Source organism: Streptomyces sp. NPDC001663 (genome assembly GCF_042893105.1).
In the GTDB taxonomy this organism is placed as follows: Bacteria; Actinomycetota; Actinomycetes; order Streptomycetales; family Streptomycetaceae; genus Streptomyces.
The window spans coordinates 357,941-372,843 of the sequence record NZ_JBIAUR010000009.1; the positions used below are offsets into that span (position 1 = coordinate 357,941).

The 14,903-nt window shown below is 72.0% G+C and carries 10 protein-coding genes; 9 read left to right on the top strand and 1 reads right to left on the bottom strand.

Features of this window, described 5'->3' with window-relative positions; genetic code table 11:
• The first annotated feature begins 85 nt into the window (after nucleotides 1-85).
• The gene (locus tag ACFY1L_RS29435) at nucleotides 86-1,090 is read left to right on the top strand and encodes a sugar ABC transporter substrate-binding protein (protein ID WP_388830780.1); all 1,005 of its coding nucleotides are present in this window, start codon (nucleotides 86-88) and stop codon (nucleotides 1,088-1,090) included.
• Between the two features lie 42 nt (nucleotides 1,091-1,132).
• Here the strand turns inward: ACFY1L_RS29435 and ACFY1L_RS29440 are convergent, their stop codons facing one another.
• Entirely contained in the window at nucleotides 1,133-2,134 is a 1,002-nt protein-coding gene (locus ACFY1L_RS29440; RefSeq protein ID WP_388830782.1) for a LacI family DNA-binding transcriptional regulator, read from the bottom strand.
• A gap of 214 nt (nucleotides 2,135-2,348) precedes the next feature.
• Between ACFY1L_RS29440 and ACFY1L_RS29445 the strand changes: the two genes are divergently transcribed.
• From ACFY1L_RS29445 to ACFY1L_RS29480, 8 genes are all read left to right on the top strand, one after another.
• Entirely contained in the window at nucleotides 2,349-3,365 is a 1,017-nt protein-coding gene (locus tag ACFY1L_RS29445) for a Gfo/Idh/MocA family protein (protein ID WP_388830784.1), read from the top strand.
• On the top strand, nucleotides 3,362-4,228 hold the full coding sequence (locus ACFY1L_RS29450; RefSeq protein ID WP_388830786.1) for a sugar phosphate isomerase/epimerase family protein: 867 nt from the start codon (nucleotides 3,362-3,364) through the stop codon (nucleotides 4,226-4,228). The genes ACFY1L_RS29445 and ACFY1L_RS29450 overlap by 4 nt, the downstream gene beginning before the upstream one ends.
• Nucleotides 4,229-4,383: 155 nt before the next feature.
• Nucleotides 4,384-5,970, top strand: a complete 1,587-nt coding sequence (locus tag ACFY1L_RS29455; protein WP_388831099.1) for an acyl-CoA carboxylase subunit beta — start codon at nucleotides 4,384-4,386, stop codon at nucleotides 5,968-5,970.
• A gap of 64 nt (nucleotides 5,971-6,034) precedes the next feature.
• Nucleotides 6,035-7,774 carry a fatty acyl-AMP ligase gene (locus tag ACFY1L_RS29460; protein ID WP_388830788.1) on the top strand — a complete coding sequence of 580 codons (1,740 nt, stop codon included), beginning with the start codon at nucleotides 6,035-6,037 and terminating at the stop codon, nucleotides 7,772-7,774.
• Nucleotides 7,771-11,739 carry a beta-ketoacyl synthase N-terminal-like domain-containing protein gene (locus tag ACFY1L_RS29465; RefSeq protein WP_388830790.1) on the top strand — a complete coding sequence of 1,323 codons (3,969 nt, stop codon included), beginning with the start codon at nucleotides 7,771-7,773 and terminating at the stop codon, nucleotides 11,737-11,739. Before ACFY1L_RS29460 ends, ACFY1L_RS29465 begins: the two co-directional genes overlap by 4 nt.
• A 22-nt stretch (nucleotides 11,740-11,761) precedes the next feature.
• Nucleotides 11,762-12,706 carry an alpha/beta hydrolase gene (locus ACFY1L_RS29470; RefSeq protein WP_388830791.1) on the top strand — a complete coding sequence of 315 codons (945 nt, stop codon included), beginning with the start codon at nucleotides 11,762-11,764 and terminating at the stop codon, nucleotides 12,704-12,706.
• 122 nt (nucleotides 12,707-12,828) lie between these two features.
• The gene (locus tag ACFY1L_RS29475; protein ID WP_388830793.1) at nucleotides 12,829-14,100 is read left to right on the top strand and encodes a helix-turn-helix domain-containing protein; all 1,272 of its coding nucleotides are present in this window, start codon (nucleotides 12,829-12,831) and stop codon (nucleotides 14,098-14,100) included.
• Nucleotides 14,101-14,205: 105 nt separating this feature from the next.
• Complete coding sequence (locus ACFY1L_RS29480; protein WP_388830795.1) at nucleotides 14,206-14,847, top strand: cutinase family protein; 642 nt, start codon at nucleotides 14,206-14,208, stop codon at nucleotides 14,845-14,847.
• Nucleotides 14,848-14,903: the final 56 nt, after the last annotated feature.

Genomic DNA, 14,903 nt, shown 5'->3' on the forward strand with positions numbered 1-14,903 from the left:
GCAGACCGCTCCCCCGCGCCACCACACCTGGGTTTCCGCGCTGCCCACACGATCCGCCCGACCGCACAGCGAGGTGCAAGGGACTATGCACAGACACCACCGAGCCGCCGCGTTCACCGCCGTCGCCCTGACCGGCGCCCTGCTCGCCACCGCCTGCTCCAGCAGCTCCGGCGGCAAGAAGTCCGAGGAGGGGGACGCCGCCGCCTCCGCCGGCAAGGCCACCACCCCCCGCATGACCGTCGCCATGGTCACCCACGCCTCCCCCGGCGACACCTTCTGGGACCTCATCCGCAAGGGCGCGACGGCCGCCGCCGCCAAGGACAACATCAAACTCGTCTACTCCTCCGACCCCAACGCCGGCAACCAGGCCAACCTGGTCCAAAACGCCATCGACCAGAAGGTCGACGGCATCGCCCTGACCGCCGCCAAACCCACCGCCATGAAGGACGTCATCGCCAAGGCCAAGGCCGCCGGCATCCCCGTCGTCGGCTTCAACTCCGGCGTCGGCGACTGGCAGAAACTCGGCATGCTCGAATACTTCGGCCAGGACGAGAACATCGCCGGCCAGGCCTTCGGCCAACGCCTCAACCAGCTCGGCGCCAAGCACGCCCTGTGCGTCATCCAGGAACAGGGCCAGGTCGCCCTCGAATCCCGCTGCGCCGGCCTCAAGAAGGGCTTCACCGGCAAGACCGACATCCTCTACGTCAACGGCACCGACATGCCCAGCGTGAAGTCCACCATCACCGCCAAACTCAAGCAGGACTCCTCCATCGACCAGGTCGTCACCCTCGGCGCCCCCATCGCCCTGACCGCCGTGCAGTCCCTCGCCGACGCCGGCTCCAAGGCCAAGGTCGCCACCTTCGACCTCAACAAGGACCTGGTCAAGGCCGTCCAGAACGGCAGCGTCGAGTTCGCCGTCGACCAGCAGCCCTACCTCCAGGGCTACCTCGCCGTCGACGCCCTGTGGCTGTACAAGACCAACGGCAACTTCAGCGGCGGCTCCACCGCCCCCGTCCTGACCGGCCCCGCCTTCATCACCAAGGACAACGTCGACCAGGTCGCCAAGTTCGCCGCCAAGGGAACCCGGTGACGTGATCGCGCAGGGGGCGCGGTAGCGCAGAGGGCCGGCGGATCAGTCCGGGAGTTCCCGGGCCGGTCCGCTGGTCCCGCGTACGACCAGCTTCGGCTCCAGGACCGCCTCGCGCGGCTCCAGCCCCGGATCCTCCAGCCGCTCCACCGCGAACCGCACCGCGTACTCGGCCATCAGGGCCGCGTCCTGCCGCACGGTGGTCAGGCCGATCGGCATTAGATGCGACAGGTGGCTGTCGTCGTAGCCGACCACCGACACGTCCTGCGGCACCTCCACCCCGGCCCGGCCCAGCGACATCAGGATGCCCATCGCACTGCGGTCATTACCGGCCAGGACGGCCGTCGGCAGCGGACGGCCCTGCTCCCGCTCGGCCAGCAGCAGTTGGCCGGCGTCGATGCCGGAGCGCTCCGTGTGGTCGCCGCCGATCACTCGCTCCTCGCCCTCCAGGCCATGTCGGCGCATCGCCGCACGATAGGCGCGCCGCCGCTCCGCCGAGCCCGGCCCGCTCCCGCCGTCGAGGTGCACGATCCGCCGGTGGCCCAGCTCCACCAGGTGATCCATGGCCTGCCGCACACCCTTGCCCTCGGCACTGTGCACGAAGTCCACCCGCGCCCCGCGCACCCGGCGGCTGACCGACACCGTCACCGCCCGCCGCCCCAGCGCATCCAGGTCCGCCGCCTCCGCCTCCGAGCCCAGCACGATCAGTGCCTCGCAGCGGTGGCTGAGCAGCGCCTCGACGGCCTTGGCCTCGCTGCGGCCGGGTGCCGCCGCGGACAACAGCACGTCGTAGCCCAGCCGCTCGGCCTCCGGATAGATGGCCTCGATCAGATTGGTGTGGAAGGTCTGGTGCACCGCGAACATCACCCCCAGCGTCCGGCTGCGCCCGCGGGCCAGGAGCCGGGCCGCACTGTCGGGCCGGTAGCCGATCTCGTCCGCCACCCGCAGCACCCGCCTGCGGGTCTCCTCGCTCGCTCCCTGCTGATTGCGGAACACGATCGACACCAGCGCCCGCGAGACCCCCGCCCGCGCGGCCACATCCGCCATCGTCGGCCGCTGCCTGCCCGCCGCATCCACCAGTGCACCCACCCTCCGACGCCGGTCATGCCAGGGCCTGCCGACGATCTCGAAATCTCGTGGCAACAGGCTATTGACATGACATTTGGACTGGGGTCATCGTACTTGAGCTAGAGCGCGCTAGTAGAGCGCTTCACCAGCTCCTCGAAAGCCGCCCTCCCTCCTCTCCCCCAAGGACTCGAGCATGACCGTACGTGTAGGTGTCATCGGCGCCGGCTGGATCGGCCAGGAACACATACGACGCCTCACCGATGTCGTCACCGGCGCCGCGGTCACCGCGGTCACCGACATCGACGCCGAGCGCGCCGACGAGGCGGCGGCCCGGGTCGGCGCCCGGGTGTACGCGAGCGGCGCCGAGCTGATCGCGGCGGACGAGGTCGACGCGGTGCTGGTCACCTCGTGGGGGCCGACGCACGCCGAGCACGTGCTGAACGCGATCGCCGCCGGCAAGCCGGTGTTCTGCGAGAAGCCCCTGGCCACATCGGCCGAGGACTGCCTGAAGATCGTCGAGGCCGAGCGGGCGCACGGCCGCCGGCTGGTCCAGGTCGGCTTCATGCGCCGTTACGACGCGGGCTACCGGCAGATGAAGGAGGTCATCGCCTCCGGCCGGATCGGCGAGCCGCTCATCGTGCACTGCGCCCACCGCAACCCCACCGTCCCCGAGTCCTACACCTCGGAGATGGCCGCTCTCGACACGGCGGTGCACGAGGTCGACGTGCTGCGCTGGCTGCTCGACGACGAGATCGTCTCGGCCCAGGTCGTCACGCCGCGCGCCACGAGCAAGCGGTTCGAGCACCTCAAGGACCCGCAGATCATGCTCTTCGAGACCGCGAAGGGCGTCCGCATCGACCTCGAGGTGTTCGTCAACTGCCAGTACGGCTACGACATCCAGTGCGAGACCGTCGGCGAGGAGGGCCTGGTGCGGCTGCCCGATCCGTCCTCGGTCGCCGTGCGCACCGCGGGCCGGCACAGCACCACCGTGCTCACCGACTGGGTGGGCCGCTTCGCCGACGCCTTCGACACCGAGTTCCGCGAGTGGATCGCGAACCTCGCGGCGGGCAACGAGCCCGTCGGCCCCTCCGCCTGGGACGGCTACGCCGCCACCGTCATCACCAGCGCCACCGTCCAGGCCCTCAACTCGGGCCGCATCGTCAGCACGGACATGAAGCCCCGTCCCGCCTTCTACGGAGGTGCCGCATGAAGATCGCCCTCGACCCGTACATGTTCCGCGCCCTGCCCATCGACGACATGGTCCGCACCGTCGCCGAACTCGGCTACCAGCACATCGAGTTGTCACCGCGCGAGGACTTCATGCCGTTCTTCCTCCACCCCCGCGCCGACGACGAACGCATCACCCAGCTCAAGAACGCCCTGCGCACCCACGGCATCCAGCTCTCCTCCGTGCTGCCGCTGTACAAATGGTCCTCCCCCGACGAGACCGAACGCCAGGCCGCCGTCCGCTACTGGAAACGCATGATCGAAATCACCGCGGACCTCGAATGCCCCCTGATGAACTCCGAGTTCAACGGCCGCCCGGAACACGCCGCCGAGAGCGAGGCCGCCTTCTGGCGCTCCCTGGAGGAACTGCTGCCGCTCTTCGAACGCGAGGGCATCGCACTCAACCTGGAAGCCCACCCCGACGACTTCTGCGAGGAGAACACCCCCGCCGTCGACCTCGTCCGCGCCATCAACCAGCCCTGGGTCAACTACCTCTACTGCGCACCCCACTCCTTCCACCTCTCCGGCACCGACCCGACCGCGGACATCGCCGCGATGCTCCGCTACGCCGGCGACAAACTCCAGCACGTCCACATCGCCGACTCCTTCAACCACAAGGGCTCCTCCGGCCTGCGCTACATCCTCAACCCGCCCGGCACCCCCGCCCGCATCCACCAGCACCTCGACATCGGCCAGGGCGAGGTCGACTGGGACACCTTCTTCACCACCCTGCGCGAGCTGAACTTCGACGGCGTCGCCACCGCCTGCGTCTTCGCCTGGGAGGAACGCGCCCGCGAATCCTCCGCCTTCATGCTCGACCGCATCACCAAGGAACTCGCCGCATAGCGGTTCCTGTCGTGCTGCCGCCCGGTTCCACCGAGCCGTTGTCACGGCCGGACTAACAGCGGGCCCGCGGGACTCATCTCCCGCAAATAGAACAGTGATTCCCCCATTTCGCCTCTGCGTCGCTGCCATATTCGAAAGCCACTTCGGAGGTGGCTGTGACGCGAGAGGCGACAACATCCCGTGCCCGGGAGACGGCGACGCGCCCTACCGACCGCTCCACCGACCGCACCGCCGGGCGCATCGCCGAGCTGGAGGACCGTCGGGCGCAGGCGGTGGCGTCGGGCGGGCCGAGGAGGCGTGGGGAGTTCGGGGCCCGGGAGCGGATCGAACGGCTGCTGGACGCGGGTTCCTTCACCGAGACCGGCGTGTTCGTGCGGGCCCGGTCCGCCGGGGCCGGTGCCCAACGCCCGTACGGCGACGGGGTGGTGACCGGACACGGCACGGTGGACGGCCGTGACGTCTGTGTGTTCGCGCAGGACTCCGCGGTCTTCGGCGGCAGCATGGGCGAGGCCTTCGGCGAGAAGACCGTCGCGCTGATGGACCTCGCCCTGAAGACCGGCCGTCCGGTCATCGGGCTCAACGACGGGGGCGGCGCCCGCATCCAGGAGGGCGTCGCCTCGCTCGCCCTCTACGCCGAGCTGGTGCGCCGCAACGTGCAGGCGTCCGGGGTGATCCCGCAGATCTCGGTCGTCCTCGGGCCGTGCGCCGGCGGGGCCGCCTACTCCCCCGCCATCACCGACTTCACCGTGATGGTGGACGGCGCCTCGCACATGTTCGTCACCGGGCCCGACGTCATCGAGGCGGTCACCGGCGAGCGCACCAGCGCCGAGGACCTGGGCGGCGCCCGCACCAGCAACTCCGTCAACGGCAACGCGCACTTCCTTGCCGCCGACGAGCAGGACGCCTTCGACACCGTACGAGATCTGCTGTCGTATCTGCCCGCGAACAACCTGGAGCGGCCGCCGGAGTACGCACCGGGGGACGTGCCCGGCGGGGCGTGGCTGGACGAGGTCGTGCCGGACCGGTCGGGGCAGGCCTACGACATGCGGGACGTCCTGCGCGCGGTCGTCGACGACGGTGAACTCCTCGAAGTGCAGGAGCTGTTCGCGCCCAACATCATCTGTGCGCTGGCCCGGGTCGAGGGCCGGTCGGTCGGTGTCGTCGCCAACCAGCCGCTGCACTTCGCCGGGGTCCTCGACATCGACGCCTCCGAGAAGGCGGCGCGGTTCGTGCGGTTCTGCGACGCGTTCGGCATCCCGCTGCTCACGTTCGCCGACGTGCCGGGCTATCTCTCCGGGGTCCGCCAGGAGCAGGCCGGGATCATCCGGCGCGGCGCCAAACTGCTGTACGCCTACGCCGAGGCGACCGTCCCGAAGGTCACCGTGGTGGTGCGCAAGGCGTACGGCGGCGGGTACGCGGTGATGGGTTCCAAGCATCTGGGCGCCGACATCAACCTCGCCTGGCCCACCGCGCGTATCGCCGTGATGGGCGCCGAGGGCGCGGTGGGTGTGCTGCACCGGCGCGAGCTCGCGGCCGCCGCCGACCCCGAGGCGTTGCGGGCCGGTCTGGTCGCCGCGTACGAGCGCACCCACGGCACGCCCTATCTGGCCGCCGAGCGCGGCTACGTCGACGACGTCATCGCCCCGCGCGACACGCGCGCCCAGGTCTGCCGTGCGCTGCGTGCGCTGCGCGGCAAGCGTGCCCCGATGCCGGAGCGCCGGCACGGCAACATCCCGCTCTGATCTGCCGACTGCTCCAACTGCTGCGCCCCGCAAGCCGATTACGTGACGTGAGGAGCCATGCCCGATGGAGAGCCGCCGCCCCCCGCTCGCGCCCGTCCACCCGAGCCTGCCGGAGTATGTACGCCACTGGGCCCAAGTCACCCCCGACCGGCGGGCGTTCACCTTCGTCGACCATCCGGCGCCGGGCTCGCGCGGCGTCCACCGCACCCTGACGTGGCGGCGCCTGGACCTGCGGGTGCGGGCGCTGGCCGCGCGGCTCGCGCAGGAGGCCGAACCCGGATCGCGGGTGGCGCTGCTGTGTCCGCAGGGGACGGAGTACGTCACCGCGTTCCTGGCGACGCTGGCGGCGGGCCTGGTCGCCGTACCGCTGTATCCGCCCGGTCTGCCGGGGCACGGTGACCGGCTCACGGCCGTGTTCGCCGATGCGCGCCCGGCGGTCGTGGTGACCACGAGCCGAGCCCTGGAAGAGGTGCGGGACTTCTGCGGCGGCACGTCGGTACGGCTCCTCGCCGCCGACCAGGTGCCCGACGCCGCCGCCGGACAGTGGCAGCCCGTCGCGCCGGATCCGGCGGCGATCGCCTATCTGCAGTACACCTCCGGCTCGACCCGCACCCCGGCGGGCGTGGAGATCACCCACGGGAACGTCGTCGCCAACGCCCGTCAGGCGCTGACCGCCTACGGTGCCGACGCCCACCCGGTGACCTGTGTGGGCTGGCTGCCGCTGTACCACGACATGGGGCTCGTGCTGAGTGTCGCGGCCCCGGTGGTGCGGGGGCTGCTGTCGGTGCTGATGGATCCGGTCGCGTTTCTGCACGAGCCCGTGCGCTGGCTGCGGCTGCTCGCAGCGCATCCGCGCGCGCTGACGGCCGCGCCCAACTTCGCGTACGACTACTGCACTTCGGCCGTCACCGACGCGCAGAAGGCGGATCTGCGGCTGGACCAGGTCGCCGCGCTGATCAACGGCAGCGAGCCGGTCCGTCCCGGCACGGTCGACCGCTTCCATGCCGCGTTCGCCGCGCAGGGGTTGTCGCCGGAGGCGCACTGTCCGTCGTACGGGCTGGCCGAGGCCACCGTCTTCGTCAGCGCGGCCCGGCCGGGGCATCCGCTGTGCCGGTTCGCGCTCGACCGTGACGCCCTTGCCGCGGGGAAGGCGCTGCCCGCGCGGCCGGACGATCCCCGGGCCGTACTGCTGGCGGGCTGCGGTACCCCGGCGGGCCAGCGGGTGCGCATCGTCGACCCGGTGTCCGGGGCCGCCCTCTCGGAGGGCGAGGTCGGGGAGATCTGGGTGCAGGGGCCCAACGTCGGCCGCGGCTACTGGAGTCGGGAGCGGCAGACCCGGCTCGTCTTCGGCGCCGAGTCGGATGCCGGGCCGGGCGGCTGGCTGCGCACCGGTGATCTCGGGACGGTGCTGGACGGGCAGTTGATCGTCACGGGTCGGCTCAAGGACCTCATCGTCGTCGACGGGCGCAACCACTATCCGCAGGACGTGGAGGCCACGGCCCAGGACGCGCATCCGGCGGTGCGGCGCGACCGGCTGGCCGCCTTCGGCGTGCCGGGCGGCGCGGGTGAGCGGGTGGTCGTCGTGGCCGAGCACGTGCGGGCCATGCACCTCGCCGAGATCGATGTACCGGCCGTCGTACGGGCCGTGCGTGCCGCCGTTTCCGGCCGACACGGGCTGCGGCTGGCCGAGGTCGTCCTCGTCACGCCGGGCACAGTGCCCCGCACGTCCAGCGGCAAAGTGTCCCGGGCGCTGGCCCGGGAGCGGTATCTGGCGGGCGCGTACGCGGCGGGGAGTGCGCGGTGAGAGCGGTCGACGAGGGCGCGATGCGTCGGCTGATCCTGGAGCGGGTGGCCGCGTGGAGCGGGTCGGCGGCCGAGGCGGTCCCCATGGACCGGCCGCTGGCCGACCTGGGGATGTCCTCGCGGGATGCGGTGATTCTGGCCGGGGAGCTGTCCACCCTGACGGGGCGTGAGCTGCCGGCGACGCTGCTGTGGGAGGCGCCGACCGGCGATGCGCTGGTGACGCGCCTGTGCCGAGGCGCGCCGGAGCCCACATCGGCCACGCTCCCGGCCCCTGCCTCGGCGGACTTCGGTGAGCCCGTCGCCGTCATCGGGGTCGGCTGCCGGCTGCCCGGGGGCGTGCATGGGCCGGGCGACTACTGGCGGCTGCTCAGCGAGGGCGTCGACGCGATTCGTCGCGTTCCGGAGGACCGGTGGCGGGACTTCACCGCGTTTCCGCCCGCCGATGCACCTTCGTACGGCGGCTATCTCGACGACATCGCGGGATTCGACGCGGAGTTCTTCCGGATCACCCCGCGCGAGGCCGCGGTGATGGACCCGCAACAGCGCATCCTCCTGGAGGTCGTCCACGAGGCGCTCGACCATGCCGCGGTCGCGGCCGCGTCGTTGGCCGGCAGCAGCACCGGCGTCTTCGTCGGTGTCTCGGCCCCCGAGTACGGTCAACTCACCGGCGCCGACGCGGGTGTTGTCGATCCCTGGGCCCCGGCCGGTGCGGCGCTGAGTGTCGCCGCGGGCCGGGTGGCGTATGTGCTGGACACCCGTGGGCCGAGCATGGCCGTCGACACGGCGTGTTCCTCCTCGCTGGTGGCGGTTCATCACGCGTGCGTGAGCCTGCGCACGGGTGAGAGCGACCTGGCGATCGCCGCCGGGGTCAACCTGCTGCTCTCCCCCACGATCGGGGTCGCGTTCGGGCGGGCCGGGGCGCTCGCGCCGGACGGGCGGTGCAAGCCGTTCTCGGCGGCGGCCGACGGCATCGGCCGCGGCGAGGGCTGCGCGGTGGCGCTGCTGAAACGGCTGTCCGACGCCGAACGCGACGGCGACCGGATCCTGGCCACCATCCGCGCTACGGCCGTCAACTCCGACGGCCGCTCCAACGGCCTCCTGGCACCCAACCCCGCAAGCCAGCAAGCCCTGCTGGCGACCGCGTACGCACGGGCCGGACTCGACCCGGCCGGCATCGACTACGTCGAGGCGCACGGCACCGGCACCCCGCTCGGCGACCCGATCGAGGCGGGCGCGCTCGGCGCGATCCTCGGTGCGGACCGGGATCCCGACCAGCCGCTGCTGCTGGGCTCGGTCAAGGGCAACCTCGGTCATCTGGAGTCGGCCGCGGGCATCGCCGGACTGGTGAAGACGGTGCTGGCGCTGCACCACGACGTGGTTCCGCCGTCCCTGCACTGCACGGAGGGCAGCGCCCTGGACGACGTACGGCAGCGGGTGGTGACCGAGCCCGAGCCGTGGCCGCGCTATGGCGGCACGGCCACCGCCGGGGTCTCCGGGTTCGGCTTCGGCGGCACCAACGCTCATGCGGTACTGGAGGAATGGCGGCCCGCTGTCCTGTCCCAGCCGCCAGCCGAGGAACCGGCTGCCCGCCTCCATCTGCTCTCCGACGTCGACGGCGAACGCCTGCGGGACACCGCGGCCCGGCTCGCGGACTGGCTGCGTACGCCGGGGGGTGGCGCGGCGCGCCCTGCCGACGTGGCCCGCACGCTCGCCGGGCGCTCCGGCCGTGGGTCTGTGCGTGCCGCCGTCGCCGCCCGCGATCGCGCCGAACTCACCGACGCCCTGAGCGCGTTGGCGCAGGCCGACCCGCATGTACGAGTCCTGACCGGTGAGCGCGATCTCGTCCGGCGCGGCCCGGTGTGGGTCTTCTCCGGATACGGCAGCCAATGGGTCGGAATGGGCCGCCGCCTGTTGGCCGAGGAGCCCGCCTTCGTCTCCGCCGTCGAGAAGCTCGACGCCCAACTCGCCCCGGAGTGCGGGCTGTCCCTGTACGACCACCTGGCCTCCGGCGACGGCCTCGACCGACTCGAGGTCGCCCAGCCCGTCCTCTTCGGCCTGCAGGTCGCGCTCGCCGAGCTGTGGCGCTCCTACGGCGTCGAACCGGCCGCCGTCATCGGCCACTCGATGGGCGAGGTCGCCGCCGCGGTGTGCGCGGGCGCCCTTGATGTGCCGGACGCGGCGCGGGTGATCGCCGTACGGGCCCGGCTGCTCGCTCGGCTGCGGGGCGGCGCCATGGCGGTCGTCGACGTCGACGACACCGAACTCGCCGCCCTGCAACGGGAGTTCCCCGGTGCCCATGTCGCCGTCCACTCCTCCCCCGGGCAGAAGGTGGTCACCGGCGACGAGCCGACGGTGGCCCGGTTGGTGCGAGGGCTCGAGGAAGAAGGGCGGACCGCCCGCGTCATGCGCGTCGTCGGCGCCGGGCACTCACCACAAGTCGACCCGCTGTTACCGGAGTTGACCGAGGCATTGGCCGACGTCGAGGGCGGACGGCCGCACGTCCCCGTCTACTCCACCGTCCTGGACGACCCCCGCGGCGACTCCGCCTTCGACGCCGGCCACTGGGCCGCGAACCTGCGTCGGCCCGTGCACCTGGAGCGGGCGGTCGCGGCCGCCGCGGCCGACGGCCACACCGCGTTCGTCGAGATCTCGCCCCACCCGGTGCTGCTGCGGGCCGTCGCCGACACCGCCCCTGGCGCCCTCGCCATCGGCACGCTGCGCCGCGACGGCGACGACTTGGCGGCGTTCCTCGGCGAGTTGGGTGCCCTGTATGCCGCGGGGCTGCGGCTGCCGGTGCCGTCCGGGCGCGTCATCGACCTGCCCGCACCGCGCTGGCGGCACGTGCGGCACTGGTGGACGGACGGGCGTACTACGCCCACCGCCGCACCGGCGGAACCGGTCGCCGCACCGCCGGACACCTCCGTCACCGCACGCCTGTGCCACCACATCGCCACCGTCACCGGCCACGCGCCGACCCGTATCACCCCCGCCACCGCACTGGCCGGCCTCGGACTGGACTCCCTGATGGCCGTACGCATCCGCACCGCCCTGGAGCGCGAGTTCGGCATCGAACTGCACCTGCGCGATCTGCTCGGCACCCCCACGGTCGAGCAACTCGCCGAGCGCATCGGGCAAGCACTCCCGGCCGACGGCGGCTCACCTCTGCGCACCCTGCGCGCCACCGGCTCCCGCCCGCCGCTCTTCCTCGTGCACGCCGCCGGCGGAACGACCGACGTGTACCGGGCGCTGGCGGACCGGCTCGGGGAGGACCGGCCGGTGTACGGGCTGGAGCGGATCGAAGAGGCGGGCACGGTGACCGAGAAGGCGCGCCGCTATGCCGAGGCCATCACCGCCACCCACCCCAACGGGCCCTGCCTACTGGGTGGTTGGTCCTTCGGCGGCTTCGTCGCCCTGGAGGCCGCGCGCCAACTCACCGCAGCCGGGCGGGAGGTGGAGCTGGTCGCGCTCATCGACTCCGTACGGCCCCTGCCCCGGCCCGGGCAGTCGCCGGAGGACCGGATCCGCGCGCATTTCACGGGTTTCGCCCGGCACGTCGCCGACACCTACCAGGTCCGGCTGGAGTTGCCGTACGACGAACTCGTGGCGATGGAAGACGATGGCGCGCGCATCGACGCCGTGCTGCGAGCTCTGCGTGAGGCCACCCACGTGCCTGCCGCCGTTCTGGAGCATCAGCGTTCCTCCTACCTGGACTTGAGGATCGGCGAGGCCCACCGGCCGGGCCGTTACGACGGGCCCGTGGTGCTGTATCGAGCCACGGAGGCCGCCCCGCACACCGTGCGCGACCCGGCGTACGAGCGGGACGACGAGGCGCTCGGCTGGGACGAGGTGTGCCCGCGGCTGTCGGTGATGCGGGTCGGCGGTCACCATCTGTCGCTCCTCGACCCGCCGCACGTCGAGGAGATCGCCGCCCATCTGCGGCGGGAGCTCGCCGCGCAGACCCGCTGAACCGGATTTTCGAGGAGCCGCCATGTCCCACCGTCACCGCACCACCGCCATCTCCCGACGCACCGTCACCAAGGCCGCGACAGCCACCGGTTTGGCCGCACTGTTCGGCGCCGCCGCCGGTACCGCGCGGGCCGCGACCCAGGTCGGGGCGCGCACCTTCGACGTGTCCGTGGGCTCCGCCGCGCTGGGCCGCAGCGCCCCGCTGCGGCTGATCCTGCCGTCCGGCTTCGAGTCGGAGACGGGCCGGACCTACCCCGTGCTGTATCTGCTGCACGGCGCCCATGACGACTACACGTCCTGGACCCGGGAGACCGACATCGAAGCCTTCACCGAGGGCCGGGATCTGATCGTGGCCATGCCGGACGGGGGTCCCACCGGCATCCCCACCACCTGGAAGAGCGGCCCCGACTACGAGACCTTCCAGCTCACCGAGGTCCCGGCGATGCTCGCGCGCGACTACCGGGCCTCGCGGGTGCGGGCGGTCGCCGGGGTCTCCACCGGCGGTTACGGCGCCATGGCGCACGCGGCCCGCCATCCGGGCGCGTTCACGGCCGCGGCGTCCTACAGCGGCATCCTCGACACCACCGCGCCCGGCGTGCCCACCCTCGTCGACGCCATCGTGGCCCGCGAGAACCTGTCACCCTCCTCCCTGTGGGGCAACCCGATACTGAACGTGCTGACCTGGCGTGACTTCAATCCGAGGGCCCGCGCCGAGGGGCTGCGCGGCACTCCGTTGTACGTCTCCAGCGGCAGCGGAGTGGTCGGCGGGACCGGCGACTGGCTGCCCGAGGCGCTGGAGAGTGCGCTGTGGCCCTCCGCTCACAGCTTCACCAGCACCCTCGAACGGCTGGGCATCGCGGTCACCACTCATTTCTACTCAGGAGGAGGACACAGCTGGGCGTACTGGAAACCGGAGTTCGCCGCGTCCTGGCCGATGCTCGCCGGTGCACTGGGACTGCCGGAGTGATGTCGGTGCCGTCGGGGCACGGAACGGAGCGCAGGGGACGTCCGTCCAACACAGGACTTGCCCCTCGTCCCACGGGGAACAGCCCGCGGGTGAGCCTGCTCCGGTTGAAAGGAGTGTCCGCGATGGCCGTCCCCACCCCGCACGGCGGGCCGGCCGGTCCGGCATCCCCCTCGGTGCCGCCCGACCTCGCCGAACCACTCCGGGCCCAACTCGAGGCAGTGGCCGACGAGGTCGAGGACGAGGTCCGCAGGCAGGTCCCCGAGTACGCGGGCCCCCCGGACGGGATGTACGCCAGGAACCTGCGGGCCGGTGTGGTCCAGGCCCTGACCCTGTTCGTCGACCACATCGCCGACCCGCGCCGCCGGAGCGACGCGATCGCGTCCACGTACTACGAACTCGGGCGCGGTGTGGCCCTGGAGGACCGCAGCCTGGACGCGCTGCAGTCCGCGCTGCGGATCGGCGGGATGCACGCCTGGCGGCTGATGGGCCGTACCGCGGAGGAGCTCGGGCTGGACTCGGCGGTGGTGGCCGCGCTGGGCGAGCTGGCGTTCCAGACCGTCCACGAGGTGGCCGAGGCGGCCGCGGCCGGTTACGCGGAGGGACGGCTGCGCAGCACGGACGAGCTGGAGCGGCGGCGCAGGCGCCTGCTCGAACTGCTGCTGGGCGACGGGCCGGTGTCTTTGGAGGCGGTGCAGGATCTGGCGCACGGCGCCAGGTGGTCGGTGCCGCGGCAGGTCGCGGTCGTCGCGCTCGCGGTCTGCCCGGACCAGCGCGAGGAGGAGCGGCCGCTGGCGGCCGCCGGGGCCCTGGTGGACATGGAGTCCCGGCCGCCGCGGATGCTGGTGCCCGATCCGGACGGTTCGGGCCGCTTCGGCGGGCGGGCGTTCACCCTCGCGCTGCGCGGCCGCCCGGCCGCGATCGGACCGACCGTGCCGCTGACCGAGGCCGCGCAGTCGCTGCGCTGGGCCGCCCGGGCGCTGGGACTGATGGGTCGCGGGATCCTGCCCCGGCAGGGCGTGGTGCGTTGCGCCGACCACCTGTCGACGCTGCTGCTGCACGGGGACGAGCCGTTGCTCGCCCAGTTGGAGACGCGTGCCCTGGCCCCGCTGGAGACGGCCTCCGAGGGGCAACGGGCCCGGCTCGCCGAGACGTTGCTGGCCTGGCTGCTCAGCGGCAGCAACGTGCCCGATGTCGCCGCCCGTCTGCACATCCACCCGCAGACGGTCCGCTACCGCCTGCGCCAGCTGGAGAAGCTTTTCGGCGACGCCCTGCACGACCCCGGCACCCGTCTGGACCTCATTCTGGCCCTGCGCGCCGAGGAACTGCGGGCGGACCAGGAAACGCCTTCCGCGCAAGGAATTTCCCCCGGCTCACCTCAGCTCAAGAAATCGTAGAACTTCTGAATTCCCATACATAACACCCCGTCAGACAGAGCGAATACGTTCGGGACGTCCTTTTCCGCAGGCGCGCTCAACGCGCCCGACCCTCAAAGGATTCCCATGCGTATTCGCTTGTGCCTCGCCGCGCTCTCCATGGCCGGCGGGGCCGGACTGGCCACCGTCTCGACATCCACCGCATCGGCCGCCGCCTGCTCGGACATCGACGTCGTCGCGGCCCGCGGCACCTTCGAGCCGGGCACGCTCGGCGCAATCGTCGGCGACCCGGTGTATTCCGCCCTGCAGAAGAAGCTGACGGGCAAAAACCTCACCAGCTACAAGGTGAACTATCCCGCGGACCTTTCCCTCACCTCGGCCGCACAGGGAAACGCGGACCTGGTGAACCGCGTCAACAGCCAGGTCGCGTCCTGTCCGAATCAGCGTTTCATTCTCGTCGGCTATTCGCAGGGAGCGAACGTCGTCGACAACTCCATCGGAATCAGCAGCGACGGCGCGGTGGTCGGCAGTCCCATCGTGGCGACCATTCCCGCCGCGCTCGAACCGCGGGTCGCCGCGGTGCTGCTGTTCGGCAACCCGATCCGGGCCCTCGGCAAGAGCGTCACCGGCACCTACCAGAGCCGCACCATCGACTTCTGCGCCAAGGGCGACCCCATCTGCGAGAACGGCGGCAACGACGTCCTCGCACACCTCGGCTACACCGCGAACGCCGACGCGGCAGCCGCCTTCGCCGCGGGCAAGGTCTGAGCACGGCAGGCAACAAGCATCGGGCCCGGGAGGAGCTCCTCCCGGGCCCGACGGCT